Raw genomic sequence first — 26,331 nt, 5'->3', positions numbered from 1 at the left:
GGCGGCCGGTCGCGCGGTGCCGGTGTAGAACGGAGCGGGAACGAGAGGACACGAATGCAGTCAGGGTGCGGTCGACGGACGGCGGGGCACTGGTGGGCGCTGCCGTTGCTGCTGGTGATCTTGTTCGTGTCGCTCGTTCCGGCGGCCCCGGCCGCCGCTGCGGCGCCCGACGAGACCGGCAAGTACTACGTCGTCGGGCCGCCGGTCGACGGTCAACGGGAGTACCTCTACAGCATCGCCCTGCTGACCCTCGGCAACGGCAACCGGTTCCGCGAGATCATCGATCTCAACCGGGGCCGCAAGCAGCCGGACGGCGCGACCTTCACCGACGGCGTCGAGCTTGGGCCCGGCTGGCTGCTGGTGCTGCCCGCCGATGCCGACGGACCGGGCGTACGGACCGGCGCGCTTCCGCCGATCGGTCCGCCGACGCCCCGGCCGTCCCGGACCAGCGTGGCGCCGTCCCCGAGTACGGCGCCACCATCCCCCTCGCCGAGCGTCACGACAGCGCCGGCATCCCCGAGCGCCGACCCGCTGCCCCCCACGGACGCCCCGACCACCCCGGTCGTGGCCGCCCCTGCGCCGAAGTCCGGGCCGGTGCACCTGAACTCCAACCAGATCCGGATCGGCGCGGCGGTGCTCGCAGTGCTCCTCGCCGTCGTCGCCCTTCTGGTGCTGCCCCGCCGAATTCACCAGATGCGTTCGGTCACACTCGACGACGGTCCGTGGCCACCGGAGCGGCACCACACGCCGACACCGGCAGAGCTCGCGGCTCGCGCGACGGCCACCCCGTCGACGGCTGCACCTGCCCCGGTGGGGCCGCCGGGCGGGGTACCCCCATCAGGACCGCCCGTCCCGGACCAGCCCGTTCCGAACCAGCCGGTGCCGCGGCCTGCCACGCTGGCGGTGCCGGCAGAACCGGTGCCACCCGTGCCGCCGGAGTCTGGGCCGCCGTCGCACTGGCCTCCGTTGTCCGGCGCGACGCCGTCACCGTCACCGTCACCGTCACCGTCACCGTCACCGACGCCGACGCCGACAAGGGACGGTGCGGCGGGTGAAGCTGGGCAGGCGGGTGACGCTGGGCAGGCCAGTGTTGATGGGCAGGTCGGTGACGGTGGGCAGGTGGAGGCCAGTGACCTGCCCCGGCCGACGCTGCCGGTCGACGGCGACGTGCCGTACGTCCGGGCCGAGGTGCGTACCGAGGCCGGGCCGATCCTGGCACGTCTGATCGGGGTCACGACCGGTCCGAGCACGCCCGCCTACGCCTGGCTCGGCGACGGCGAAGCGGCGACCGAAGCGGCGGTGCCGCTGGTGCTCGGACGCATGGGGCCATGGCGGCTCCAGGTCGACCTCGGTCGGGCACCCGACGTCTTCACCCTCGTCGGTGACCTGGACGAATGCCGCCGGCTGGCCGCCGTCTACGCCCGGCAGCTGCACGCGGCCGGGATCGGGGTAGGGGTCGTCGACGACGCACTCGGTGCCGAGACCGCCGACGGCTGCCGTCGCCTGAGCCAGCTGCCCGAGCCGAGCGACCTGGACACCGACCGGTACGTCGTCATCACCGCCGGCCTGCCGAAGGGGGCCGGGATACGCGGCCTCGCCGCCGCCACCGGTGGTCGCTGCATACCGATGGTGATCGGTCCGGTGCCGGACGGCCGGTGGTCGGCTCAGCTGGGCTCGGGGGGCTGAAGCCGGGGCACGACGTCCGGTAGCGGCCCCTTCGGCAGCCGGGGCACCCGCACCCAGGCGTCCGATTCGGCCCGGTACGCGCGGCGTACCCGCACGCGTGGGTAGGAGCGGCTGCCGACGATCAGCTCCACCTGCGCGTCGCGCAGCGGCTGCGCCTGGGAACGGACCTGGCCGAGTGGGGCGACCAGGTCGGCCGTCGACGTCACATCGATCGCGCGTCCCCTCGGCACCTGGATCTCCAGCAGCACCCGTCCCGGCTGGACCGGTGGCCGTCGGCGGTAGAGCCGCAGCCAGTTACGCGGCAGGCGGAGACGCTTCGCCGGCAGCAGTGCGTACGCCCGGCGGGTGCCGAAGGCCGGCCAGCGCCGCACCTCGTTGGGCAGGCCGCCGATCGAGCGGGCCCGGGACGTGCAGCGAATCCGCAGCGGCTCGCCCTCGCCGGTGCACTCTCCGGCCGGCGTGAGCCGACCGGTGCGGTCCACGTCGAAGGTGTCCACCGCGAAGGCCCGGTCCAGACGCGCAGCCGGCAGGAGGTACGCCTCGCGGAGGCCACGCAGGTGCTGTAGGCGTGCGGGCAGGGACGCCCGGAGCACCCCCATTGGGATCGCGCCCCCCGGCTCCACCCGGACCCGCAGCAGTCGACTGCCCTCCGGCACCGATTTGGGGTCCAGGAACGCGAGCAGGAAGAGCTCGGCGCTGGGTATGCCGTCGGCGACCGACCGGCCCTCGACCGGCAAAGCGACGAGGGCCTCGAACTTCTCGGCGTTGACCTGCTGGGCCGCCGACAGCCACGGCGGGCCGTACGCCGTCCGGCGGCTCTCGGTGACCAGCGCCGGACGGGGCAGCGGCAGCGCCGCGAGGGCGGCCGGTAGCTGATCTGCCTCCGGCGAGTCGGTCTCCGGCGGGGGCTGCGAGGGAGCTGTCGTGGTGACGAGTTCGGCGGAGACCGGCACCAGCAGGCCGGTCGAGGTTGCGCGCAGCGCCGGCGGGCCGAGAGCGAAGCGTGGCCGGAACGCCTGCCACTCGACGGGTTTCCCCGCGTGGTCGAGTGCGCGCAGATCCTGCCGGCCGTCCACCAGCTCCGCGCTGCCGCCCGGCGGTGGTGTCCAGACGGTGGCGCCGGTCGTTTCGGCCAGCTCCTGCGCCTGTGCGCCGAGGCGCTGCTGTTCGTCCGGGTCGGACGGCCAGGTGAGCCAGAGCCGCAGCTCGCTGCCGTAGAGCGGTAGGTCACCCAGCAGGGCGGCGAGCTGGCCGCCGTCGTACACCCGCTGGGTTCCGCCGTAGTCGCCGACGAGGAAACCGCCGGAGCGGGCGGTGACCGCGATGGTCACCAGCCCGTCGGAGGCCGCGCCGAGGCGGTGTGCGGTGGCGCGCCGGGTGACGAAGTCGGCCCGGGTGGCCAGGACGACCCCGCCGTGCAGCGGCAGGCCCACCACGCCGGTACGGGGACGGACCAGACCGTGGTCCACGGTGAACCAGCCGGGCAGCGGGGTGGCCAGCTCGGGCGGCTGAATCACGATCCAGTCCTGGACCTGGCGGGTGGTCCGGTCCAGGGGTACCGCGTGCAGCGGCCCGGCCCCGATCTGCTGGTCGTGATGCCGGATCACCGCATTGTCGGGGCTGACCAGGACGTCGTGCGCGAGCAGCCCGGCGACCTCGCTGAACAGCTCGGTGTGCCGGGCGCCGTCCTGGGTCAGGATCCGTACGTCGTTCGCGGTCTCGCCGGAGCGCCTGACCAGGTCGGTGATGGCGGACGCGGTCAGCGGCCGGTCGGGCCGGTGCGGCACCACCAGACCGCCGTGTATGCCGGGTTCCAGCCAGAGGTCGAAGAGCCCGGTGATCCGACGGTGCCGGCGGGGATCGAAGCGCTGCGTGGCCGGTGGCTCGTCGATGCCCGCGTCTGTCCTGCCGGGTATGGCGTACATCCGCTCTCACCACCGTCCGTTCGGCTCGGCGTCCACTGGTCGGTCGCCCTCGACCTGAACCATGGTGCCCGGCCTCCGCCTGGAGCGGCTGCCGGGCCTTACGCCTTCACCACGAGGATCATCGGGGACTCGTTCAGTTCGACTCGAACGTTTTTCCCGATCTGATTGAACGTAATCTGCCCGGATCCGCTGTAGAGGGTGTCGGCGCGGTCGATCGGCCGCAGGCTACTGAAGGAGGAAGATCAGTGCTGGCGAACGTTGGACGTCTGCTCGCGGGCGTGGCGGTTGCCTGCTGCCTGGTCGTGGCGACGGCCGGTGCGTCGGCGGCCCAGAAGGCCCCGCCGGACCCGCAGGCCTACGTCAAGTACTACGTCGTCGCGGCGACGTACCAGGGGCAGCCGGAGAACCTCGCCGAGATCGCGAACCGGTTCCTCGGTAGCGGCGAGCGATCGGCCGAGATCTACAACCTGAACGCCGGGCGGGTGCAGCCGGACGGAGCGAGCCTGACCGACCCGGCCCGGCTCAACCGCGGCTGGTACCTGGTGCTGCCGTGGGACGCAGCCGGTGAGGGAGTCAAGTACGGGCAGGTGCCGTCCGGCACGAAACCGACCAAGGCCCCGGCCCCCACCGGCACCGCGAAACCGTCCGGTAGCCCCAGCCCCAGCGGCAGTCCCAGCCCCAGCAGCGCCAGCCCGTCGCCCACCGGCACGAAGGCGGGTGCCGGCTGCACCGCCGTCGCCGCGTCGAGCAGCCGTTCGGACTGGGCCCAGCTGCGGATGGCGGCCGACGGTGCGTGGGACCTCAGCCGGGGTAACGGCGTCATGGTGGCGGTGGTCGACTCCGGAGTGGACGGTGGGCTCGAACAGCTCAGTGGCCGTATCGCAGTCGGTGCCGACGTCACCGTCGGAAACGGGCGCGGCGACACCGACTGCCACGGCACCGGCACCGCGATGGCGAGCATCATCGCTGCGAACAGCAGCGCCGAGCGGACCCCCGCTGGTCTCGCACCGGACGCCACGATCCTGCCGGTACGGATGGTGGGTGCGTCGGGCAAGAGCCGGGACACCGACGCGGCGAACGCCATCGAGGTGGCGGTGAGCGCGGGCGCCACGGTGGTGGCGCTGGGCTCCCATGTGGACCTGTCCGCCCCGGCGGTCGTCGCCTCGCTCACCACCGCGCTCAACCACGACGTGCTCGTGGTGGCCGGTGCGCCGACCAAGCCCGTCACCCTCCCCTCGCCCGGCGAGCCGTCCGCCACCGGTGCGCTGCTGCTGGTCGGTGGGGTCGGCGCCGACAACCAGTTCGTCGAGGAGTACCAACCGAACACCGTGGAGGTCGTCGCGCCGGGGGCGGACGTGACCACCGTGGGGCAGAGTGACGCGGGTCCGCTGAGCTACACCGGTACCCGCTTCGCCGTCGCCTTCGCGGCCGGTCAGGCCGCGCTCGTCCGGGCGGCCTACCCGGAGCTCAACGCCGTCCAGGTCGAACAGCGGATTCACGGTACCGCCGATGCGGTGGGCGGCGACGCCCCCGACGACCGGTACGGCGCCGGCATGATCAACCCGGCCGCGTCGGTCGCCCGCCCGATCGAGGACGAACGCCCGGTCGGCGTCGGTGCGGACAGCGGCGGTGGAGGCGGCGGCATGGGCGCGCTGGTCCTGCTCGGCCTGGCGATGATCGGCGGCGGTGCATTCCTGACGCTCCAGCTCCGGCGTCGTCGAGCCCTCGGTTGACCGGCACCTGAGGAACCGACGGAAACGGGGTACGGGCGAAGCGCCCGTACCCCGTTTCCGTGCTGCGCTTTCGGCTACCGCTTCCGCCAGGTCTGCTCGGCGTTCCCGACGTAGATCCACAGCTCAAGTGGCTTGTCGGCGCTCTTGACGGTCATGTCGACGTCGACGGACTTGCCGTTGAGCTTGCTGATGATGCCGCCCTTGTCGTTGAACTGCCACGACTGGGCCGGGTTGCCGCTACAGACGGCGACCTGGATCGCGGTGCCGTCCGTGGAACCGGCCCAGGCGATGTCCATGCAGAGCCCACGGGCGCGGATCGTGCCGTCCGTGCGGAAGTCCCACCACTGGGCCGGGTCCTCCGTGCAGGGCTTCAACAACAGCCGCGTCCCGTCGCCGGTCTTGCCGGAGCTGATGCATCGCCCGGTACGCGGGTGGTAGATCTGCTTCATGCCGGACGGCCGGACCGGCTTCGGTGCGGCGGTGGTCGGCTTCGGTGCGGCGGTGGCCGGCTTGGGTGCGGCGGTGGTCGGCTTCGGGCCACCGGTCGGCGGTGCCGGATTGGTGGTCGGCGTGGCTGTCGACTCGCTCTTCTTCGGCTCGGGAGCCGTGGTCGTCGGCGCGGGTGCCGGCGCTGTGGGCCTGCCGAGCCGGGTGTCGAGCACGTAGAGGTCGGTGAGCGCCTTCACCGCACGCAGGAACCTCTCGGTCGGCTGGTCGAGCTTGCCGGCAGTCTGCCGTACGGCGGTCGGGCCGTTGTGGTAGGCGGCCAGCGCCAGCAGGTACGGGTCACCGTCGAGACCTGACAGTTCGGAGACCAGAGCGCACATCGCGACGCCGACGGTCGGCACCGCCACCGCCGGATCCCAGGCCGAGCCGTCAGCCGGCCCGTACGCCTGCCACACCTCGGAGAGGAACTGCGCGACACCCCGCTGCCCGGCCGGACCCAGCAGGTTGGCGTCGAATCCGGACAACGCCATCAGTTGTGCGGCGATCATCGGTGGGGTCACCTGTTCGCACACCGATCCCGCCGCCACGACGAGGGGCACGTACTCGGCGGGTACGCCCTTGGCGTCGTTGGCCGGCTGCGGCGTCGGCGTGAGCTCACCGCTGCCGCCGAACTGCTTCAGCTTGCCGTAGTACCCGGCGTAGCCGCTTACCTGGTCGACGTACTCGACCGCACCGGCGGGCACCCCCTCGGCCTCGATGACCGTGGACAGGTCGGTGTGGAAGGCGGCCACCGAGAGACGCCACGGGTCATCGTTGATGCCGGCCAGGCGTAGCTGACCGCTCAGGTCGCACATCTGGTGGGCGAGCGCCAGGATGCTCGCTGAGATGTCCGCTCGCCGGGCGTCCGGCCAGGGCTTCCACGCCTTCCAGTCCTCGTCGTCGAGGCCGGCGATGCCCTTGCCGCCGGAGGCGGTCTGCCGCGCCCGGTTGTTCAGACCCGATTCGGCCATCAGCTGCCCGGCGATCCTGGCCGGTTCGAGCATCGGACAGGACCGGGCGGCGGCAGTGATGGCCGTCATCTGCGTCTGGCTCACCGGATCGCCGACCATCGTGTCGTCGCGAGCCGAGGCGACACTCCAGTTGATGGTGGCGAGGACGGCGGAGAGCACCGCCAGTGCGGCCAGGACGGCCGCCAGTACTCTGCGTGGCGTCCGCCCGAAGGTGAACTTGTTGGGTACGAGGTCGGTTGTCACGGGCCATCCCTTTCGGCGTGGCGACACCTTCGTGACGTTGCTCCACCGCCCGGCGTTCAGGTCCGCCGCGGTTTTCTTGGGATATTCCAGCAGAGACTGAACCGGCCGGGTCGGCCGGCCGTCAATGGGGCAACGCGCGGCTTCCCGATGCAGCATCGGGGACAGCCCGGGTGAGGACACTGTCGACAAGGGAGGCTCGTGGTGCTGACCAGGAGCGATCGGCGCGGGCCGGTGCCCGCCGCCGCGATGACCGGCTGGCTGGTGGGCGTACGGCCGCCCTGCCAGGGGCAGCATGTCCACAGTGCGGCTATGCTGCGGGTCGGGGCCGTGGGGGCAGGGATGTGTCGTGCTCACTCGGCCGGTGGGGTGCGATCCGTCCGGCAGGGAGGCGGTCTGTGTCGGTGGTGCCCAACGAGTCGGCTGGCTCGGACAGTGCCACCGTCGAGTCGTCCGCCGCCGCGACCCTGCTGCGACAGGTCGTAGCCGAATACCATCGGCCCCTGCACCGCTTCCTCACCCGCCTGCTGCTCGGGCAGCAGGATCTCGCCGAGGATCTGGTGCAGGAGACGTTTCTACGCGCCTGGCGGCACGCGGACAAGCTCGCCGCCGACCCGTCGAAGATCGCGCCGTGGCTCTACACGGTGGCCCGGCACGTGGCGATCGACGCGATGCGGGCCCGGCAGGCCCGGCCGCCGGAGGTCAGCCTGCCGGACCTCAACCGGGTACCCACCACGGACGACGAGATGGATCGGGTGGTGAACGTACACGCGGTCCGCCTCGCGCTGACGAAGATCAGCCCGGAGCACCGTGCGGTGCTCCACGAGATGTACTACCGGAGTGCATCCGTCGCCGAGGCGGCGGTGCGTCTGGGGATACCCGAGGGTACGGTGAAGTCCAGAGCCTTCTACGCGGTGCGTGCACTACACGCCGCGCTCGGCTCTACCGAGTCGTCCTGATGCCAGGCCGTCCCGGGCCCCAGACCAGTGAACACCGCGTGGTGCCGACCCGTTGAGGAGAGGGCTGGATGCGCGCAGGCGGGGATCACGCCACGGCCGAGCAGGAGAGGCTGGCCCTCTACCTGATGGGGGCCTTGGACGACGCTGAGCGCGAATCGTTCGAGGAACACCTCGCCGGCTGCTGGCACTGCCTCGACGAGGCGGCCGCGATCGGCCCCTCGGTCGCCGGGCTGGCCGGGCTGGGCGACGCCGACTGGGCGCTGCCCACCTCAGATCCGATAGTGCCGGCACCGTCGCCCGCCGTGGATCCCGTGCTGCCTGCGTCGTCGCCTGCCGTGGATTCCGTGCTGCCGGCGCCGTCGCCCGCCGTGGATCGGGACGTCTCCGGATCCGGCGCGTCGGCCTCGGCGGATGTCACCGACACCGCGCCCGGAGCCGTTGAAACCGCTGGTGGTCCCGCGTCCACTGCTGACGCCGGCCCGGTCCGTCCGGCCGGCAGCCGCCCGCCCGGCCGGCGTCCGACCAACTCACGCCCGGGATCGACGGCCGCCTCGTGGCGCCGCCGCCGGGCCGTCTGGGCTGGCGCGGCAGCGCTGGTCCTGGCGCTGGCCGGCGGCGTGGTCGCGGTCAACCAGTGGACGGCGTCGCCCGATCCGGTGCTGACCGCCTCGGGGGAGGCGCCCGGCTACGGCGCCAGCCTCTCCGTCACCATCACCGTCGGCGACCAGGGCAGCGCCACGATCCGGATCACCGCCACCGGCCTACGGCAGGGCCTTCGGTACCGCCTCTTCGCGGTGACCCGCGACGGCGCCACGCACGTCGTGCGGGACTGGACCGCCTCCGCCGGGCCGCAGGAGGTGGCCGGCGAGACGTCCCTGCCGGTCGACCAGTTGTCGTTCATCACGGTCGGGCTGGTCGACGGCTCCGCGATCGTGACCGCACCGATCGCCCAGGGCCCGGCTTCGCCGCGCTGACCGCCGCAGGGCCGTCGCACCCAGTTGCTCTGCCTCGGCTCCCCGTGGAGACCTGCTGACCATCGCGGCCGGCGCGCAAAGAAAGTTTGCCGGACCGGTGAACCGGGACGGTGGCACGTCCGTCATCGCGGCAAGAGGCGGCGCGAGCAGCCGGATCGAAACAGGGAAGTCTCCGCGCCTCGAGGATTGTCGACGCTCGTCGACGCCACCTGCACCCGTCAATCGGGCGAGGATCCGCCCTGATCGAGAGGTAGGTCAATGGAAACCCAAGATCTTGAGGCGCAGGCTCCGGTCTCGCAGGAGACCCGGGCGTGGTCGAAGTGGCTAAGAGACAGCGTGAAGGGCCTGCTGGAAAAGGCCCATCCGGATTCGACCAACACGGTCGAGGACATCAGCAACTTCATCACCACGGTCACTTCCTTCACCTCTGCGATCAACGACTACGAGTTCCAGAGCGACAAAGCCCAGTACGGAATCGACATCACCAACGCCATCACCAACCTGGGCACTGCGGCGTACTCGGGCCTCGATGCGTACCGGAAGGGGGAGGTGAAGCACCCTGCCTACATCGCGGCCAACATGGCGGGGTTCGCCCTTTCGGTCGGCCGGACAGCGCTGGACCTGGTGGGTACGTCCGGCGACGACATGATGAAGGCGAAGTTCGCGATCGACGTGGCGCAGATGGCGGTCCAGGTCGCCAAATGGGGAACCAAGCCTTCGGCGGCGAAGGCCAAGGGCGGCGAGCACGCTGCCATGACTGCCGAGCTCCAATCGCTTCGTTCGCAGGTGTCACAGGCAGCCTCGGTCGTATCGGCAAGATCGGCTTCGCTGGAATCGGTGCGCAGTGCGCGCTCTGCCCCGCCCGCCATCGCCAGCTCGTCGCGGAACTCGCCTCCGGTGCCGAAGAAGGAGAAAGAAAAGGAGAAGAAGAAGGAGAAGGTGCGTAAGTGACGACGGACCGGAACCCCTGACTGCGGTCCGCTCACGACCACCCGGCGGGGAGCACATCCACCCAACGAGGCCCCCGGATGCCAGTTCACCGGCATCCGGGGGCCTTGCGCAGGCACGCACCACCGGCTTCACCGGACGCGTGCCTGGCGGCGGTGGGTTGCGGCGGGCGAAGGGACCGGGCCGTTTTGGCCTCTCGCCCCGGCGCTGCGCACGCTGGTGAGTCGCGCCGCCGAGGCGAACCGGGGGACGTCCGGGGTGGCCAGGGCCAACCTTCGCCAGCGAGAGTGATCTGCTGCGGTCCAGTGCCGCTCGCGTGACTCCTTCCCGGCGGCGGGATGCCCGGTCGGGGTGGCCCGCTCGTCGAGGTACTCCTTCGCGGCGAGGCCGCGGGCCTGGTTGGCGCGGGCCCAGGCGGAATCGCGCTCGGCGTTGGACGGCTCCGCGTCCCGGATCGGTGGCTGCGCCACCAGCCGACTCTCGTTGGCCGGCGTCAGCGCCGCGGTGGGCTCCGGGCGCTGCGCGCGACCGACGCTGGCGAGCGCCGCGGCTGTCGCGATCACCGCGGGCGGTGGGGTCGTGTTCGACCACGGCCGACGTCGGGAGGTCGGACTGCGTACGGCTTCGTGCTGGCGTGCTGGTGGTGGGCGCATCGGTCTCCTCCGGGTCGGGTCCACCGGTTCTACGGGCGCGACGCCGTTGGGTTCGCCGGGCGGGCCAAGAAAAAACTCGGAACTCGTCCTGAACCGAGGGCCCGACAGCGCCGTTAAGCGGCCGTCACCAGTGGCCGGTGGTACGGCCGGGTGACCGCAGCGGCGAGCAGGGAAGGAGGCGAGGCAGATGGGCAGGGGCTCCGTGGCGGTACCGCAGCCGGGGGTGTCAGTCGGAAGGTCGTTGCCCGGCGATCTGGTCGGCGTACGGGCGTACGACGACGGCCGGGCCTGGCGGCGCGACAGCCTCTCCGAGGACGGCATCGGCTGGATCGGTGCCCACGGTGGTGCCGGCGCCACCACGCTGACCCGGCTGCTGGGCGGCACCGACATCGGCTGCCGCTGGCCCGACCCGGCCCTCGCCGAACCTGCCCGGGTCATGGTGGTCGGGCGGACGAACCTGGACGGGTTGCGGGCGGTCTCCCGTGCGTTGAACGCCTTGCGGGAGGGCCGGCATCCGGCCGGGATGCGGCTGGTCGGTGTGGTCCTGATCGCCGATGCTCCCGGTGGGCTTCCGTCGCCGCTGCTCGGCCGGATCCGGCTGTTGCGGTCGATCGCCCCGGTGTACCGGTTGCCGTGGATCCCGTCGTACCGGGTGGGCGAGGAGCCGAAGCGACCGCCTCGGCAACTCTCCCGTCTGTCCACGGTGGTGGGCCCGCGTGTCGAGCGACGGAGAGCGCCGTGACCAGGGCCGTCCGGAGCGCGGTGGCCGTCGTCATCGCCCTGCTGGGGCTGGGCATGACGATGCCCTCGGCGGCGATGGCGGCCGAGGACAGCTACACCGTGCGGATCCACGGCGGCGGCGCCGCCTACCTATACACGCTCTGCCTGAAGACCACCACCACCATGGCGCGACCGCGCGGCAACGGCAGCGACCGCATATGCAGCGGGAAGAAGGGTTCGCCGAACGGATCCTTCAACCTGTCCGCCCCGTACAAGTCGGGTGACACCGTGAAGATCGACATCGAGATGCACACCGGTCTCACCGGCGAGTCGGTCACCAAGGACAACGTCGATATCACCGGGGCGACCAGCTGCACGATCTCGGGGGCTGTGCACGCCGGGAAGTTCGAGTGTGACTCTCCGATCAACAGCCTCAAGTTCTCTCCGCCGGCGATCGAGGAATACACGATCAACAGCAACAAGAAGAAGGCGGTCTCGAAGCTGCTCGACTTCATGGCGTGGCTGGTGAGTGCTGCCGCCGTGGCCGGCGTGCTCATCACCGGCGCGACGCTGGCGTCGCAGCTGCGTCGTGGTGCGCTCGAAGAGCGGACCGAGTACATGAAGCACATCGCCCTCGTCCTCGCGGCCTGCCTGATCGCAACCACCGCAGGCCCGCTCATCGCCTGGCTCGACCTCACCGGTTGACACCCGACCGGGCCGAATGCCGGCCCGAGTGGAAGAACGATCGCCCCGATCTCCGAAGGAGACCCACATGATCCCCTCCGACCTCTACTACCGCGCGATCCTGCGGATTCCTGCCGTGCTCCGAGCGCCGGGCAACCTGGGCGTCGAGGTGCCGACGCCGGATACCGATGGCGAACTGCCAGACGGTCTCGCCGATCGGGTCTCCCAGGTGCTTGGTCTGATCTCGTGGGGAGGTACGGCCGCCGGTGTCGTCGGGATCCTGATCACCGGCGCGGTGATGGCCATCTCGCACAAGCGCGGCGAGAGCTCGGAGCACATGAGCCGGCTGGGCATGGTGCTGGGCGGCTGCATCCTGGTCGCCATGGCTGGACCGATCGTCACCTGGATCTTCCCCTCCGAAGAGGGCGGCTCTGACTGATCCGCTGACCGGTTGCAGGCCGTCGAAACAGGGAGGTGCCATGAGACTGAGATTCGCCACCGACGACGAGGTGGACGAGGAGAGGCCGTTCTGGCAGCACCGCCGGTGGCAGCTGTCGGCCGCCTTTCTCGCTCTCGCGCTCTGCACCGGGACGGTCGCGGCGCTCGGTGGCGGCCGGGACGCCCCTGGCGCCGCAGCCGCCGCCGGGCCGGTGATCGGCCCCCTGGACCCGGACGGATCCCGGCCACAGGGCTGCCGCACCGATGATTCCGGGCAACGGCTCCCGAGCGAGGCGCCACGGGATGTCACCTGGCGACCCCTCAACGGGGCGGAAACCCCGCTGTCCGCCTCGGCGGGGCCGCTGAAGACCACCGGTCCGCTGCTCTGGTGCTTCGCGCACACCCCGATGGGGGCGGTCATGGCGGCGCACACCATCAGCCGCCAGATGAGTGGCCCCGACTGGCGTACGGTCAGCGACCAGCAACTCGTCCCCGGCCTTGGGCGGGACTACTTCGACGCGATGCGGGCGTCGATGCCGGAGACCGGGCCGGTGCAGACCGCCAACGCGCTGGCCGGGTTCCTCGTGCTGAAGTACTCGCCGAAGACCGCCACCGTCCGGGTCCTGGTCCGGCAGGCGGGCGTGGTCTACGTGTCCCTCGACTACATCGTCGACTGGAACGGGGTGGACTGGCAGCTCCGGCCGCTGAACTCCGGTGGCCTGTACAGCCGGGTCAACCCCGTCGTCTCCCTCGTCGGCTTCGTGCTGTGGAACGAGGTGTGATGTGGAGTGCGCCACCGGTGACGCCGTCTACATCGGCACCATAGGACAGGTCGTCGGCTTCTTCGAGCGGGGAATCGACGGCATTCTCAGCGACATCGCCAGCGCCATCCTGGGTGCGGCGGTCGAACTCTTCGCCAACCTGGGAGACATCCCCACCATCGGTGACGAGACGCTGAACGACAGCATCCAGCTCCAGACCAACTGGCTGGTCGTGACGATCGCGGTTGCGTCGCTGCTCGCGGCGGCCTTCCGGATGGCGCTGGAACGCAAGGGCCAGCCGATGGTCGTGGCGCTGATGGGCCTGGTCCGCATGGTGCTGACGGTGAGTGCCGCGTGGTGGGTGGCCAACTGGCTCGCCAGCGAGGCGGACGCCTACTCCGACCACCTCTACGAAGAGGGCATCAAGGCGCAGCTCAAGCTGATCGCCAACTGCGGCACGGACGGGCTCACCGCCTTCCTGCTGATCATCATCGGCCTGCTGCTGCTGATCGCCGGCTGCATCCACGTCATCCTGATGTACATCCGGCTCGGGGTGATGGTGCTGCTCACCGGCACTCTGCCGCTGGCGGCGGCGGCCTCGATGTCCGAGTGGGGCGGGGGTTGGTGGCGTAAGCACATCGCCTGGATGGTCGCCTGGCTGGCGTTCAAACCGGTGGTCGGGCTGATCATGTATTCGGGCGCGGCCATGATCGGTGCCACCGGCGAGATGGACGGCACCGACAACTCCAAGCACTACAAGCTCGCCGGCGCCGCGGTCCTGTTGATGGCCGCCGTCGCGCTGCCCGCGCTGATGCGGCTGGTCGTACCGGCGATGGCGAGCCTGGGCTCACGCGACGGAGTGGGCGCGGGCGTCTCCGCCGGTGCCGCCGGCGCGGGCGCGGTGGCGAGTGGAGCCAAGCGGATCGCCGGCGGTGCCGCCTCGGCCGCGTCGGCCGGCAAGTCCCGAGGCCCGAGTGGAGGCGGCTCACCGGCGGGCGGCGGCCAGTCGGCCGGTGGCTCCGGGGGCAGGCCATCCAGCAGCGGTGGCAGATCCGCCGGCGGCTCCGGTGGCGCTTCCGGTGGCGGGTCAGGCGGCGGGTCCGATGGCGGGTCCGGCGGTGGCTCCGGTGGCGGGTCGAGATCCGGACAACTGGCCCGGGGCGCGGCCGGCGTCGTGGCCTCGACAGTCGGTGTCGCGGCCTCGGTGGTGCAGAAGAGCGCGAAGGTGGCGGCCAGCACCCACCAGCACGCCGGGAACATCGCCAGCGGTGCGCTCCCCGATCCCGACCGTGACTAGCTGATGCTGGGACAAGGAGAAAGACCATCATGAGTACGACCGCGGAATCCATGAAGACACCGACGTACGGCAACTGGCGTCGCCCCCGTAAGGCCGGGCTCGGCTCGCTGGGCCTGGTCGGTACCGTCGGCCTGTTCGGCGCGCTCGTGCTGGTCCTGATCTCCTCCATGGTCTCCCTGAACGCGGCCCTGGTGGTGGGGCTCCCGTTCGCGGTGATGCTGGGACCGCTGGCGATCCGCACCGCCGACGGCCGCAACGTCTACGACATGGCCGCCGTCCGGATCGGTTGGCTGCGCCGCAAGTCCAAGGGACAGCACCTGTACGCCTCCGGGCCGTTGTCGACGCGGCCGGGTGGCCGGTTCCGGCCGCCTGGACTGCTGAGCCGGGTGACCATGATGGAGGGGCGTGACCCGTACGACCGGCCCTTCGGCGTGCTCTACCACCGTAACCGCAACCAGTACACCATCGTGCTGAGCTGCGAGCCGGACGGCGGGTCGCTCGTCGACCCCGACCAGGTGGACACCTGGGTGGCGCTCTGGGGTGAGTGGCTGTCCCGGCTGTCGCACGAGCCCGGGCTGCGTGGGGCATCCGTGGTCATCGAGACCGCGCCGGACCCGGGCACCCGCCTCGCCACCGAGGTGCTGGCTCGCATTTCCCCGGACGCTCCACCCGCCGCCCGCGCCGTGATGGAGGAGGTGGTGCTGACGTACCCGGACGCGTCGTCGGAGATGAACACCTTCCTCACCCTCACCTACTCGGCACCCGGCGGTGCCCGGCGCGACCACGACACGATGCTCGCCGACCTGGCGCTGCGGCTACCGGGCGTACTGGGTGGGCTGGTCGCGGCGGGCGGCGGTTCGGCGGAGCCGCTGTCGGCCGAGCGGATCGCCGAGGTCGTCCGGGTCGCCTACGATCCGGACGTCGCCGCGGAGGTGCTCGACGTGCGCGCCCAGCACGGCGGCACCGGGCTGGAGTGGGCCGACGCCGGGCCGGCGGCCACCGTCGAGACGGTAACCCACTACCAGCACGACTCCGGGGTCTCCCGCAGTTGGCTGCTGACCCTGGCGCCGCGCGGCACCGTGCGATCCGGCGTGCTGCGCAGCCTGCTGGACCCGGCGCTGGGCATCCGCCGCAAACGGGTGGCGCTGGTCTACCGCCCGATCGACCCGGCGACCTCCGCCAAGATCGTCGAATCGGATCGCCGGTCTGCCCAGTTCATGGCGAACTCGACCCGTGGCCTGGTCCGGGCCCGCGCGATCTCCGAGATCGAGGCCGCCGAGCAGACCGCGGCGGAGGAGGCTTCCGGCGCGGGCCTGGTGGAGTTCTCGATGTTGGTGACGCTGACCGTCGACTCGGTCGCCGACGTACGTGACGCCGACGTGACGATGCGGAACCTGCTCGGTGCCACCCGCATCGCGATGCGTCCGGCCGACCGGATGCAGGCCGCCGCGTTCTCCTGCGCACTTCCGGTCGGCATCCTGCCCTGGGAGCAGACGATGGTGCCGCACGAGTTGAAGGAGGCGCTGTGACGCCCACCGACGGTACCCGCCTGTTGGACCTCGGTGCGGGCTGGCCGCGTAGCGCCTCCGGAGCGGCCACCGCGATGTCGGATCTGGTGGTGCCGGCGGCCGAGACGCAGGACCGGGAGACCGACGAGACGGGCAGGCAGACTCCCCGGGCGCTGCGGCGGGCGCGTCGGCGGCAGGCCCAGCAGGAGGCGGCCGAGCAGCGGTACCTGCGGCGGCTGGCCCGGGCCAACGCGGACGACAACGTGCCGCACCGCGGCTCGTACGCCCTCGGTGGTGGTCGGGTGGCCGCGTTGGATCCGCCCACCATGTGGCGGGCGACCACCGTGCAGGCCTGCGGACTCTGGCCCTTCGCCTCCGGCTCCGGCGCACCGATGACCGGGGTCCCGCTCGGCCAGCACATCCACACCGGCGCCACGGTCTGCGGCGACCCGCTCAACTGGTTCACCCGGGCCCGGTACATCTCCAACCCGTCGCTGTTCATGCTCGGCATGCCGGGCCTCGGCAAGTCGACGCTGATCAACCGGATGCTGATCGGGCTGAGCGCACAGGGCGTCGTGCCACTGGTGCTCGGTGACCTCAAACCCGACTACGCGGACACTGTCCGTGCCCTCGGCGGGCAGGTCATCTCCATCGCCCGTGGCGTCGGCGGGCTGAACATCCTGGACCCCGGCGCCATGGGCCTGGCCGCCGCGAAGATCGGCGGCCAGGCGGGGCAGGCCCTGGCCGCCGAGACCCACGGTCGGGTCCTCAACATGGTCGCGGCGCTGCTCACCATCGTCCGGGGGGTGCCGATCACCGACCACGAGCAGTCGGTGCTCTCCGCCTGTCTGCGGCACCTGCGCGAGCGTACCCCGCAGGGGCAGACGTTCCGGCTGCCCGAACTGCTCAGCGTGTTGCAGGAGGGGCCGCCCCGGGTACGGCAGGTGACGCTCGACCGTGGTCAGGAGTCGCGCTACCGCGACGCCGTCGATCCGCTGCACCGGTCGCTGCTGGGCATCCTCGACGGTCCGCTCGGCGACACCTTCGCCTCGGAGACCTCGACCCGGATCGACCCGGACGCCACCGCCGTCTGCATCGACATCTCCCGCATCGGCGAGGCCGACGGCCAGCTGACCGCCGCGGCGATGCTCGCGGCCTGGTCGGACGGCCTGGGTACGGTGGCCGCCTCGCATGCCCTGGCCGACGCCGGGCTGGCGCCCCGGCGCTGGTTCTTCACGGTCCTCGACGAGCTGTGGCGACCGCTGCGCGCGGCCTCCGGCATCGTCGACCGGATCGACGCGCTCACCCGACTGAACCGCTCCCTCGGTCTCGCCGACGCGAAGATCACCCACACCCTGAAGGACGCCGAGGCGCTGGGGTCGGAGGCCGACAAGGCCAAGGCCCGAGGCTTCGTGGAGCGCGCCGGCATGGTGGCCTGCGCCGGGCTGCCCAAGGCGGAGATGGAGGATCTGGGGCGGGTGGTCGGGCTGTCCCGGCGCGAGATCGAGCTGGTCTCGTCCTGGTCGTCGCCGCCGGGCTGGGCCCAGGAGGGTGGGAACGAGGAGCCGCCGGGCCGGGGCCGATTCCTGATCAAGGTCGGTGGTCGTCCCGGAATCCCGATCCGGGTCGCGATCACCGATGCCGAGCGCCACCTGCACGACACGAACACCCGCTGGGTCGCCAATGGTGAGGCGGAACGGCTGCGGGCCGAACGGGCCGCAGTGGTGCGCGCGGTGACCGGAGGCGACCTGCCCAACACAGTCGGCGTGGCACCGCACCAGGGCGCCGAGCAGGAGCACCACGAGGCGGGGCAGCGATGAGCCGCCAAGGTGGGATCGGGAACGAGTACCTGCCCTGGTTGATTCCCGGCTTCGCGCTGCTCAACCTGGTGGTCTTCGGGCTGCTCTGGCTGGGCGGCGCGTTCGCTGCCGCGCTGACCGGGCAGGGCTGGCAACCCGCGCCGTTCACCTTGGACGCCTACGGCAGCATGGTCACCGGAAACACCGGGAGGCTCTGGCCCGGGGTGCCGCCGTACCTGGTCTACGGGGCGACGGTGACGCTGGTCCTGCTCGGCAGCAGCCCGCTGGTCATGCTCGTGCGGGGCATCGTCCGCCGACTCCGGGAGCCCCGCAGTCTCGCCCGCCCGACCGAACTCAGCGGCATGATGGGCAAGGGGCGCGAGGCCCGCGCCCGCGAGCTGCGGCCGTCGCTCAAGGACGTGGCCCGGCTGAGCGCCGACGACACCGGCAACCTGCTCGGCGACCTGATGCCCGCCGGGCCGGAGCTGCGCTCCTCCTACGAGGACGTCGAACTCGACCTGATGGCACCTCGGGCCGGCAAGTCCACCGGAATCGCCATTCCACGGGTGCTGCGTGCCCCCGGGGCGGTCCTGCTGACCTCGAACAAGTCCGACGTGTTCACCGTGACCCGGCAGGAGCGCGCGAAGGTCGGCCGGGTGTGGACCTTCGACCCCCAGGGAATCGCGTACACCGAACGTGAGATGTGGTGGGACATGCTCAGCGGCTGCGACACCATCGAAGGCGCCCGTCGACTGGCCGGGCACTTCGTCAGCTCGGTCAACGACGACTCATCCAAGAAGGACTTCTGGATCGCCGCGGCCCAGAACACCCTGACCGCGCTCTTCCTCGCTGCCTCACGCAGCGGATCATCCATCCACGAGCTGCTGTCCTGGCTCGCGGACCCGGCCGACCGCACCCCGGTCGACCTGCTCCGCGACGTCGACATGACGGCGATGGCCGACCAGTTGCAGGGCACGGTACGCGGTGCCGTGGAGACCCGCGACGGCATCTACGAGACCGCCCGGCAGTGCGTAGCCTGCCTGCTCGATCCGGAGATCCTGGCCTGGGTCAGCCCCGACCCGAATCGTCCGGAGTTCATTCCGGAGGAGCACGTCCTCGGCCGGGACACCCTCTACCTGCTCTCCAAGGACGGTGGCGGTTCCGCCGCCGGGGTGATCGCCGGGCTGGCCGACGCCATCATCCGCGCCGGGGTGGTCGCGGCCGAGCGGATGGGCGGCCGGCTGGATCCGCCGATGACCGCCATCCTGGACGAGGCGGCCAACGTCTGCCGCATCTCCGACCTGCCCGACCTCTACAGCCACCTCGGCTCGCGGGGCATCAGCGTGGTGACCCTGTTGCAGAGCTACCGGCAGGGGGTGCGGGTCTGGGGCGAGCCGGGGATGGACGCGCTGTGGAGCGCCGCCACCATCAAGCTGCTCGGTGCCGGGTTGGACGACGCCGACTTCGTCGACAAGGTCGCCAAGCTGGTTGGCCAGCACGACGTGCGTACCCCCAGCTACTCGCGGTCCAAGGAGGGCTCGTCGCGGTCGGTGTCGTACCGGCAGGAGCAGGTGCTGCCGGCGGACAAGATCCGGGCCCTGCCCAAGGGCACCGCCCTGCTGCTGGCCACCGGCGTGCGGCCCGCGCTGATCCGGCTGCGGCCCTGGTACAAGGAGCCCGGTGCCGGGGTGATCTCCGCAGCGGCCAGGGCCGAGGTGCAGGCCATCACCGAACGCGCCGCGGCGAGATGGAGCCGCCGCGAATCACGCCAGTTCGGCTGAGCGTCATGGCCCTGAAGAAGATGCAGGCTGCCGGGCAGGCGACGAAGTCGCTGACCAAGCCCGACTCGGCGCAGCTGCTCTGGTTGGTCATCTCGGTGGTCGGAATGTTCCCGCTGGTGGTGCTGGCGACGCTGGCCCTGATCATCCTGCTCATCATCTTCGCCATGGCCGGCGGGTCCCAGATGACCTCGTCCGCGCCCGACTCCTCCGAGAGCAGCGAGTCGCCCACCAGCACCAACGCGCTGATCGAGTTGGCCGGCGGAGACGGCCGGGGCACCTTCGACGCGACGAACGTGCCGGACCAGGACCTGGTCGCACCGATCAGGGCCGCCGCCAGGAAATGCGACCTGCTCACTCCCGTGATCATCGCGGCGCAGATCGACTACGCGTCCGCATTCGACGCGGACAAGGAGGGCCCGCAGGGCCGCAAGGGGCTCTCCCAGTTGACGTCCGAGGTGTTCGACGAGTACGGCGAGGACGACGACGACAGCGGCGAAGCATCCGTGCTCGACGCCGAGGACTCGATCCACGCCCACGCCCGGTACTTCTGCCATCTGGCCAACGAGATCAGGCGGTTGCTGGACGACAAGGAGGTGGTCGGCGACCACCTCACCCTGACCCTGATGGCCTGGGAGATGGGTCTGGAAGCCGTCAAGGCCCAGGGCGGCATGCCCGTGCTCGCCCTGGGCAGCTACCCGTTCCAGATTCGTGGCCTCTTCGCGAAGTACACCGGCGACGGCGAGTCCGACGCCGACGATCCGGAGCCCTCGGCCTCCGCCACCGCCCTGCCGGCGCAGGACGGTTCGGAGGATGACACGGACGCCGACGGGGCAGCGCTGCTGAGCGCCTCCGCGTTCGACGCCATGTTTCCCAGCCGGAACTCCTTCTACAGCTACGCCGGCCTCACCGACGCGATGCGCAAGTTCCCCACCTTCGCCGGCACCGGCGACGAGCAGACCCGCAAGCGGGAACTGGCCGCCTTCCTCGCCAACATCGACCACGAGTCGGGTGGCCTGGTGCACGTCGAGGAGATCAACCAGGCGGCCTGGGGTAACTACTGCGACACCGGCCAGCCGTACGGATGCCCCGCCGGCCAGACCGCCTACCACGGCCGCGGGCCGATCCAGCTGAGCTGGAACACGAACTACAAGGCCGCCGGCGACGCACTCGGTCTGGACCTGCTCAACGAGCCGGATCTGGTGAAGGACGATGCCTCGGTGGCCTGGCAGACCGCGCTCTGGTTCTGGATGACCCAGCGCGGCGCCGGCACGGTGACCGCGCACGACGCGATCACCGGCGGCGGGGGGTTCGGCGAGACCATCCGGAGCATCAACGGTGCTCTGGAGTGCGGCGGCGGAAACCCCGCTCAGGTTCAGGCTCGGGTCGACGCGTACAGGCGGTTCGCCGCCCGGCTGGGCGTCGATCCCGGCGCCGAGAGCTCCCTGCGATGTTAGGCCCCGCGTCGGGGTTCCCCGGCCGAGCCGAACGAGTTGGACACCGACCCAGGCACGAAGTGGAGCAGCTGCGATGACGTACCCGATGGTGGCCGGTGAGCCGGACCTGGACCGGATACCGGCTCCACCGGCCCCGCAGGACGAGCCGGAGCCCGACGGGCAGGACCTGCCCTTCTTCATCCTCTACCTCGACGGAGCGGAGTACACCGAGGAGCTTCGCCGGCTTTCGAGCTGGGTGGAGGACCTTCTCCTGCCGGTGTACGGCGGGGAGGTCAGCTCCGGTTCGCCCTGGTGCCCCCGCTGGTGGGAACACCAGGAAGCGATCGCCTACCTGCACGGGCTCTGGCTCGCCTGGCAGGAGCGGACCGGCCCGAAGGCGCAGGCGTCCGACCCGGCGACGTGGCATCAGAGCTACCTCTGGCCGACGATGGAGACGCTGCGTAGCCCCAACGGTCCTTTCGCGGGCTGCAAGACCGGGTCGCACCGACCGAAGGAGCGACCGGAGGTCGAGGACCACTTCCCGGTCGACTGAGATCGACGGTCGGGCGGTCGGGCGGTCGGCGGTGAGGGAACTCGGGTCCTCGGTCAACCGAGCGCACCGGGACCACGCCGGGTGGTACTGGGCCCTTCGCCTCAGGCGTACCGGGCCGGGCGGTCGCTAGCGTTCACTGCACCGCGTAGATCATCCGGGCCCGGAGGGGGCGACCGCCGTGACCATCGACGTACGCCCGCCGTACGACACCGCCGCCGACGCGGACGGCGATGTCGACGCCGTGCGCAGGATGCGGGCCATCTTCGCGGCGAACGCGCAACCGCTCTACGCCTTTCTGCTGCGGCAGACCCGGGGGCAGCGTGAACTCGCCGAGGATCTGCTCCAGGAGACCATGCTGCGCGCGTGGCGCCGGCTGGCGGAGCTGCCGGCTGAGCCGGACACCGTACGCCGTTGGCTCTTCATCGTCGCCCGGCACCTGGTGATCGACGCGGCCAGGGCCCGTGCTGCCCGACCCACGGAGATCTACGGCGTGGACGTGGCCTGGATGCCGTCGCCGGAGAACGCCTTCGAGGAGATTGTCGACCGGTTCGCCCTGGCTGACGCGCTCGGGCAGCTCACCTCGGAGCACCGGGCCGTGCTGGTCGAGCTCTACTACGGTGGCGCCTCGGTCGCCGAGACAGCCAACCGGATCGGCATCCCGGAGGGGACGGTGCGGTCGCGCTCGTTCTACGCGCTGCGGGCCGCGCGGGGAGTCCTCGACCGGGTCGACGAGCTGGTGTCCTGACCGCCTCACCCGTGACCGGCCGGTCCGCGAGGGTCACCGCAGTTGGTGAGGGTCGCGGCAGTCGTCCGCCGACCGCCGCGCAGCTGCCAGCTCGCGGCGGCGACCGCCACCGGTGAGAGCCAGCCCAGTCCGGCAGCGACCGCGCGGACGGCACCGCGCAGGTCGGCGGCCTCGAACTGGCCGTACACCAGACAGCCGCGCACCGGGTCGCGGAGCAGCGCGGTGATCGCCGGGCATTCGGTGGCGGCGGTCAAGATGATCACTTGGGACCATCGGGCCAGCGTCCGGACCAACTCCCGGTCCCCGGGCGCGGTGACCCGGTCGTCCAGCAGGACCACGCTGGGGCGCAGCTGGCGCGTCAGGGTCATCGCGGCGTCGCTGTCGCCGGCACCGGCACCGGCGACGACCCGGATCCGCTCGTCGGAGTCGAGGGCCGCGCCGAGCGTGGCCCGTTCCGCCGCGCCGGGATGGGCGATCAGCGCGGTGACCAGCTCGGTGTCGCGGCCGGTGTGGCTACCTGGCTGGTTCCTGGCGTCCCTCATCGGCCGGTCGCCGATCGCTCCCTCATGGCTACCCCATCCGGGCGATGTTGCCGGGCGGAAGGGCCCGTCGTCCATACGACGGCGGCGTACCCCACGACGTTCAGCCGGCGGACACCGGATGGGCGATATTTGTGGGCCTACTGGCGGCCCGTCCAGCGCACCACCGCTTCGGTGCGGTTGGTGGCGTGCAACTTGGTGAAGATGTTCGCGAGATGGTTCTTCACTGTCTTCTCGGTCAACAGCAGGCGGCGGGCGATCGCCGCGTTCGAGTTCCCGGCGCAGAGCAGCGCCATCACTTCCTGCTCGCGCGGGGTCAGCCCGAAGCCGGCACGCCGGGCCTGGGCGTGCTGCATCCGTTCCGCGTCCTGCTCGTCGCGGGCGGCCTGTTCGCGGAGTACCGAGATGGTGACCGAGGCGCTGCGCGGCGAGAGCCAGCCCTGTCCGCTGGCCACGGCCCGGACCGCGCGCAGCAACTCGGCCGGGTCGAACTCACCGTGCACCAGATAGCCGCGGGCTCCACCGCGGAGCATCCCGGCGATCAGCTCGTCGGCGTCGTCGCTGGTCAGGACGAGGATGCGCGAGTGTTCTGTGAGCTGGCTGACCACGCTGAGCCCGTCGGCGATCGGCATCCGGTGGTCCAGCAGGGTCACGTCCGGGCGGAGCCGCGCTGCCATGGTCACCGCGCTCCGTCCGTCGGGTGCCTCACCGACCACGGTCACGTCCTCGGCGCTGGCGAGATAGCCGCGCAGGGCCATCCGGACGATGGGATTGTCATCGACGATCATGACTTCGATCACGGTCGTCGTCCGCCGGATGGGGCCATGGTGGCGGTGGCCGGAAGCGGTACCCGTGCCACCACCCTGGTGCCCGTTCCGATCTGCGAGTCGAGCCGCAACGTGCCGCCGACCGCCTGAGCGCGCTCGGTCATCCCGATGATGCCGAAGCTGCCCGTGGTGGAGAGCGCGGTCAGTTCGACGGGCGGTGCGAAACCCGCACCGTCGTCGGAGATGGTCAGCTCCACGTGCCCCTCCCATTCGCGCAGGCTCACCCGGACCAGTGTGGCCTCGGCGTGCCGGGCGACGTTCTCCAACGCTTCGGCGGTGATCTGGGTCAACTCGTACCGGGCCGCCGGGGTCGGCTCCTCTACGTCGGCGACGTCGAGCTGCATCGGGGTACCGGCCCGCTGCGTCCAGTCCCGGCACAGCTCCCGCAGATGCTCGGGGAGCGGCCGGTCCAGCGGGTCCCGGCGCAGCCCGGTGAGCAGCTCGCGGGCCTCCCGGATCGCGGTGTCGGCACCGGCGGAGACGGTGCTGGCGAGCTCCTCGGCCAGGTCTGGCTGGCGGCGTAGCAGGGTGGGCAGGGCGATGGCGGCGAACGAGACACCACGCAGCGTCTTCGCGACCGAGTCGTGCAGCTCGCGCGCCAACCGCGCCCGCTCCGAGGCCGCCGCCGAGTGGTACGCGCCGGCCACCGCGGCGACGGTGGCGTCGAGGTAGCGGGTCAGGGCCGCGGTCAGGGCCGCAGCGCCGTACCCGAAGACGACGTTCATCATCGGGAATGCCAGCACGAACGGTGCGGTGACGGAGTCCGCCGGCGGATCGGTGCGGAGCAGATGCGTCGCCACGGCCAGCCCGAGACCGGCGTCGGCGATCCAGAGCGGTAGTGCGCGGGTGCTCAGCAGCGCGCCGGTGAGCGCGGCAAAGCCGGCGGCGTAGCAGAAGAAGGCGACGCTGCCCTGGCTGAGCACCAGTACCGCGATCATGATGGCTGCGTCGACGACCAGAAAGCCCAACCGCCATCGGATGATGCTGGGCCAGCGGCTCAACACGGTGACCTGCACGGTGGTGGCGATGGTGATCAGCGAGAGGGTGCCGACGGTTTGCCAGGGGTCGTCGGCGAGCCGGATACCGACGCCGACCGCCGCCAGTGTTAGCGCTAACCTGCCGAGCAGCATGGCCCGGCAGAGAGCTACGTACGCGACGAATCGGCTCATCAGGCAGGATCAGCTTATGGTGATCTTGTCGATGTCCGGGGCTGGGCCGGTGTCGTTGTAGAAGGTCATGCTGACCTGCCCGGCCGGGATGGTCGCGGTGTACCGGAAGGTGCGGGGGGTGTCCCAGTCGGTCCCGCTGAGCCGGTGGGTGGTCGGCGCCGCACCGTTGATCGAGATCATCAGGCTGCGGTCCCCCTTGACCTGGTACGTGACGGTCACCGTGCGGCGGCCGGCGGCGGCCGTCGTGAGGTTTGCCGTCAGCCTGCCGATGTAGCGGACCCGGGCGCCGCCCTCGCAGGTGGGGCAGGTGGCGATGCCGGCCCCTTCGCTGAGCACGTTGCCCGGGTCTTCGGCCTCCACGCTGACCGGGCGGAACGACGGAGGCTCGGTGGTGCGGCCCGGAGTGCCGGAGGGCAATGCTGGCGGTGGTGCCGGAGCCGGCCTGGCCGGCGTGCTCGCGGCCGGACCGCTGACCGGCGTACTCGGATCCGACGCCGGCCCGGTGCTCTGCCTGGTCGGGCCCGCCGAGGTGGCAGGGGCGCTGGGTGAGGCCGATGGCGCCGGCGCCGTCGGGGTGATCGTGGCGGCGGGGACGGCGACCCCGTCCGGCCGCTGCTCCTCCGTGGCCAGCAACGACGGGACCGCGATCGCGGTCAGGGCTATCGCGCCGGCCAGTGTGCTGATTCCGGTGAGCTGCCAGCCGCGGGTCGAGCGATTCGGCTGCGGTGCAGCACCCGGGAAGCGTGGGTGTGGATCGGCCACGTTGGACACTGCTTCGGTGGGCACCGTTCGACTCCCCCACGGATCGAGCCACGAACCCTGCGCATGACGCGCCCCACGGTACATACCGGATATGGGCCTGGACAACGCCGGGCCGACGGCCCTACCGGTGACGAGGTGGTCGATGTAGGGGATCCACCGCTGTCAGCGTGGCCCGACGGCAGGGGCAGCCTCCTGTTCGGAGGATCCGGCCGCGTCGGGCGGGGCGGGGGCGTAATACGGATGAAATGCCGAACATCACAGCCCTGGATCAGCGGGCCGATACCGCGGCCACCGCCTCGACCTCGACGAGTTGGTCGGGGTAGCCGAGCACGGCGACCCCGAGCAGGGTGCTGGGCGCGTCGTGGTCGCCGAAGGCGTCGCGTACCACCTGCCACACGGTGAGCAGATCGGCCCGTTCCGACGAAGCCACGTACACCGTGCTCTTGACCACGTCGGAGAGGGTGGCGCCGGCGGCGCGCAACGCGGTCTCCAGGTTGGCCACCACCTGCCGGGCCTGGGCCGCGTGGTCGCCGGGGGCGACGGTCCGCCCCTCGGCGTCCAGCGGGCAGGCGCCAGCGGTGAAGATGAGGCTGGCGGAGGGTGCCACGCTGGCCAGATAGGCGTACGGGGCGACGCTGGTGAGCGCGGGTACGGGCAGCAACCGGACGGGTTCGGGCATGCGCCGCAGGCTAGCCAGCCCGGCCGCCGATCGCCACGAAATAAGCCGATGCTGCTGTTAA

Annotated in this window: 24 protein-coding genes; 16 read left to right on the top strand and 8 right to left on the bottom strand. The window is 71.3% G+C overall.

What is annotated here, in order from left to right:
* Positions 1 to 54 precede the first annotated feature (54 nt).
* Positions 55 to 1,686 carry a hypothetical protein gene (locus BMY89_RS11420; RefSeq protein ID WP_139217930.1) on the top strand — a complete coding sequence of 544 codons (1,632 nt, stop codon included), beginning with the start codon at positions 55 to 57 and terminating at the stop codon, positions 1,684 to 1,686.
* Here the strand turns inward: BMY89_RS11420 and BMY89_RS11415 are convergent.
* Positions 1,665 to 3,611, bottom strand: a complete 1,947-nt coding sequence (locus BMY89_RS11415; RefSeq protein WP_092379067.1) for a hypothetical protein — start codon at positions 3,609 to 3,611, stop codon at positions 1,665 to 1,667. The genes BMY89_RS11420 and BMY89_RS11415 overlap by 22 nt on opposite strands.
* 245 nt (positions 3,612 to 3,856) lie before the next feature.
* Here BMY89_RS11415 and BMY89_RS11410 point away from each other — a divergent pair, with 245 nt between their 5' ends.
* Positions 3,857 to 5,344, top strand: a complete 1,488-nt coding sequence (locus BMY89_RS11410; RefSeq protein ID WP_092379065.1) for a S8 family serine peptidase — start codon at positions 3,857 to 3,859, stop codon at positions 5,342 to 5,344.
* 74 nt (positions 5,345 to 5,418) lie between these two features.
* Here BMY89_RS11410 and BMY89_RS11405 read toward each other — a convergent pair whose 3' ends face one another.
* Complete coding sequence (locus BMY89_RS11405; RefSeq protein WP_232521192.1) at positions 5,419 to 7,044, bottom strand: ricin-type beta-trefoil lectin domain protein; 1,626 nt, start codon at positions 7,042 to 7,044, stop codon at positions 5,419 to 5,421.
* 395 nt (positions 7,045 to 7,439) lie between these two features.
* Between BMY89_RS11405 and BMY89_RS11400 the strand changes: the two genes are divergently transcribed.
* The 3 genes from BMY89_RS11400 (at position 7,440) to BMY89_RS11390 (ending at position 9,925) form a co-directional block, all read left to right on the top strand.
* On the top strand, positions 7,440 to 8,000 hold the full coding sequence (locus tag BMY89_RS11400) for a sigma-70 family RNA polymerase sigma factor (RefSeq protein WP_092379060.1): 561 nt from the start codon (positions 7,440 to 7,442) through the stop codon (positions 7,998 to 8,000).
* 68 nt (positions 8,001 to 8,068) lie between these two features.
* Positions 8,069 to 8,974, top strand: a complete 906-nt coding sequence (locus BMY89_RS11395) for a zf-HC2 domain-containing protein (RefSeq protein WP_092379057.1) — start codon at positions 8,069 to 8,071, stop codon at positions 8,972 to 8,974.
* A 258-nt stretch (positions 8,975 to 9,232) separates the two neighbouring features.
* Complete coding sequence (locus BMY89_RS11390) at positions 9,233 to 9,925, top strand: hypothetical protein (protein WP_139217929.1); 693 nt, start codon at positions 9,233 to 9,235, stop codon at positions 9,923 to 9,925.
* Between the two features lie 128 nt (positions 9,926 to 10,053).
* Here BMY89_RS11390 and BMY89_RS11385 read toward each other — a convergent pair whose 3' ends face one another.
* Positions 10,054 to 10,485, bottom strand: a complete 432-nt coding sequence (locus BMY89_RS11385; RefSeq protein ID WP_092379051.1) for a hypothetical protein — start codon at positions 10,483 to 10,485, stop codon at positions 10,054 to 10,056.
* 277 nt (positions 10,486 to 10,762) lie between these two features.
* Between BMY89_RS11385 and BMY89_RS11380 the strand changes: the two genes are divergently transcribed.
* From BMY89_RS11380 to BMY89_RS11330, 11 genes are all read left to right on the top strand, one after another.
* Entirely contained in the window at positions 10,763 to 11,317 is a 555-nt protein-coding gene (locus BMY89_RS11380) for a hypothetical protein (protein WP_092379048.1), read from the top strand.
* A 20-nt stretch (positions 11,318 to 11,337) separates the two neighbouring features.
* Entirely contained in the window at positions 11,338 to 12,000 is a 663-nt protein-coding gene (locus BMY89_RS11375) for a hypothetical protein (protein WP_232521191.1), read from the top strand.
* A gap of 67 nt (positions 12,001 to 12,067) precedes the next feature.
* Complete coding sequence (locus BMY89_RS11370; RefSeq protein ID WP_092379042.1) at positions 12,068 to 12,418, top strand: hypothetical protein; 351 nt, start codon at positions 12,068 to 12,070, stop codon at positions 12,416 to 12,418.
* 40 nt (positions 12,419 to 12,458) lie between these two features.
* The gene (locus tag BMY89_RS11365; protein WP_092379039.1) at positions 12,459 to 13,199 is read left to right on the top strand and encodes a DUF8175 domain-containg protein; all 741 of its coding nucleotides are present in this window, start codon (positions 12,459 to 12,461) and stop codon (positions 13,197 to 13,199) included.
* Between the two features lies 1 nt (position 13,200).
* The gene (locus tag BMY89_RS11360) at positions 13,201 to 14,475 is read left to right on the top strand and encodes a hypothetical protein (RefSeq protein WP_092379036.1); all 1,275 of its coding nucleotides are present in this window, start codon (positions 13,201 to 13,203) and stop codon (positions 14,473 to 14,475) included.
* A gap of 29 nt (positions 14,476 to 14,504) precedes the next feature.
* A complete protein-coding gene (locus BMY89_RS11355) occupies positions 14,505 to 16,004 on the top strand; it encodes an SCO6880 family protein (RefSeq protein WP_092379033.1) in 1,500 nt (499 codons plus the stop codon).
* Positions 16,001 to 17,803 (top strand): ATP/GTP-binding protein, encoded by a 1,803-nt coding sequence (locus BMY89_RS11350; RefSeq protein WP_232521189.1) that lies wholly within the window; start codon positions 16,001 to 16,003, stop codon positions 17,801 to 17,803. Before BMY89_RS11355 ends, BMY89_RS11350 begins: the two co-directional genes overlap by 4 nt.
* A complete protein-coding gene (locus tag BMY89_RS11345; protein WP_092379030.1) occupies positions 17,800 to 19,563 on the top strand; it encodes a type IV secretory system conjugative DNA transfer family protein in 1,764 nt (587 codons plus the stop codon). Before BMY89_RS11350 ends, BMY89_RS11345 begins: the two co-directional genes overlap by 4 nt.
* Before the next feature lie 5 nt (positions 19,564 to 19,568).
* Entirely contained in the window at positions 19,569 to 21,017 is a 1,449-nt protein-coding gene (locus BMY89_RS30335; RefSeq protein WP_175510342.1) for a glycoside hydrolase family 19 protein, read from the top strand.
* Between the two features lie 73 nt (positions 21,018 to 21,090).
* A complete protein-coding gene (locus BMY89_RS11335; RefSeq protein WP_232521187.1) occupies positions 21,091 to 21,549 on the top strand; it encodes a DUF4913 domain-containing protein in 459 nt (152 codons plus the stop codon).
* Positions 21,550 to 21,727: 178 nt separating this feature from the next.
* A complete protein-coding gene (locus tag BMY89_RS11330) occupies positions 21,728 to 22,294 on the top strand; it encodes a sigma-70 family RNA polymerase sigma factor (RefSeq protein WP_092379027.1) in 567 nt (188 codons plus the stop codon).
* A gap of 5 nt (positions 22,295 to 22,299) precedes the next feature.
* Here the strand turns inward: BMY89_RS11330 and BMY89_RS11325 are convergent, their stop codons facing one another.
* From BMY89_RS11325 to BMY89_RS11300, 5 genes are all read right to left on the bottom strand, one after another.
* Positions 22,300 to 22,836 (bottom strand): response regulator, encoded by a 537-nt coding sequence (locus tag BMY89_RS11325; protein ID WP_092379024.1) that lies wholly within the window; start codon positions 22,834 to 22,836, stop codon positions 22,300 to 22,302.
* A gap of 137 nt (positions 22,837 to 22,973) precedes the next feature.
* Positions 22,974 to 23,633 (bottom strand): LuxR C-terminal-related transcriptional regulator, encoded by a 660-nt coding sequence (locus BMY89_RS11320; RefSeq protein ID WP_092379022.1) that lies wholly within the window; start codon positions 23,631 to 23,633, stop codon positions 22,974 to 22,976.
* Complete coding sequence (locus BMY89_RS11315; protein WP_092379019.1) at positions 23,630 to 24,829, bottom strand: sensor histidine kinase; 1,200 nt, start codon at positions 24,827 to 24,829, stop codon at positions 23,630 to 23,632. Before BMY89_RS11315 ends, BMY89_RS11320 begins: the two co-directional genes overlap by 4 nt.
* Before the next feature lie 9 nt (positions 24,830 to 24,838).
* A complete protein-coding gene (locus BMY89_RS29845; protein ID WP_139217928.1) occupies positions 24,839 to 25,615 on the bottom strand; it encodes a carbohydrate-binding protein in 777 nt (258 codons plus the stop codon).
* A 244-nt stretch (positions 25,616 to 25,859) separates the two neighbouring features.
* Positions 25,860 to 26,270 carry a RidA family protein gene (locus BMY89_RS11300; protein ID WP_092379010.1) on the bottom strand — a complete coding sequence of 137 codons (411 nt, stop codon included), beginning with the start codon at positions 26,268 to 26,270 and terminating at the stop codon, positions 25,860 to 25,862.
* Positions 26,271 to 26,331 lie beyond the last annotated feature (61 nt).

The sequence above is a fragment of the Micromonospora phaseoli genome (assembly GCF_900109115.1).
Lineage (GTDB): Bacteria > Actinomycetota > Actinomycetes > Mycobacteriales > Micromonosporaceae > Micromonospora > Micromonospora phaseoli.
The sequence above is the reverse complement of the archived record's forward strand: the minus strand, read 5'-3'. Positions and strand labels throughout refer to the sequence as shown.

Bases quoted from the DNA above. Each gene is read 5' to 3' on its own strand.
- BMY89_RS11420 (WP_139217930.1), top strand. From the start codon at position 55: ATGCAGTCAGGGTGCGGTCGACGGACGGCGGGGCACTGGTGGGCGCTG.
- BMY89_RS30335 (WP_175510342.1), top strand. From the start codon at position 19,569: ATGGCCCTGAAGAAGATGCAGGCTGCCGGGCAGGCGACGAAGTCGCTG.
- BMY89_RS11380 (WP_092379048.1), top strand. From the start codon at position 10,763: ATGGGCAGGGGCTCCGTGGCGGTACCGCAGCCGGGGGTGTCAGTCGGA.
- BMY89_RS11365 (WP_092379039.1), top strand. From the start codon at position 12,459: ATGAGACTGAGATTCGCCACCGACGACGAGGTGGACGAGGAGAGGCCG.
- BMY89_RS11395 (WP_092379057.1), top strand. From the start codon at position 8,069: ATGCGCGCAGGCGGGGATCACGCCACGGCCGAGCAGGAGAGGCTGGCC.
- BMY89_RS11415 (WP_092379067.1), bottom strand. From the start codon at position 3,611: ATGTACGCCATACCCGGCAGGACAGACGCGGGCATCGACGAGCCACCG.
- BMY89_RS11335 (WP_232521187.1), top strand. From the start codon at position 21,091: ATGACGTACCCGATGGTGGCCGGTGAGCCGGACCTGGACCGGATACCG.
- BMY89_RS11300 (WP_092379010.1), bottom strand. From the start codon at position 26,270: ATGCCCGAACCCGTCCGGTTGCTGCCCGTACCCGCGCTCACCAGCGTC.
- BMY89_RS11355 (WP_092379033.1), top strand. From the start codon at position 14,505: ATGAGTACGACCGCGGAATCCATGAAGACACCGACGTACGGCAACTGG.
- BMY89_RS11390 (WP_139217929.1), top strand. From the start codon at position 9,233: ATGGAAACCCAAGATCTTGAGGCGCAGGCTCCGGTCTCGCAGGAGACC.
- BMY89_RS11325 (WP_092379024.1), bottom strand. From the start codon at position 22,836: ATGAGGGACGCCAGGAACCAGCCAGGTAGCCACACCGGCCGCGACACC.
- BMY89_RS11315 (WP_092379019.1), bottom strand. From the start codon at position 24,829: ATGAGCCGATTCGTCGCGTACGTAGCTCTCTGCCGGGCCATGCTGCTC.
- BMY89_RS11345 (WP_092379030.1), top strand. From the start codon at position 17,800: ATGAGCCGCCAAGGTGGGATCGGGAACGAGTACCTGCCCTGGTTGATT.
- BMY89_RS11370 (WP_092379042.1), top strand. From the start codon at position 12,068: ATGATCCCCTCCGACCTCTACTACCGCGCGATCCTGCGGATTCCTGCC.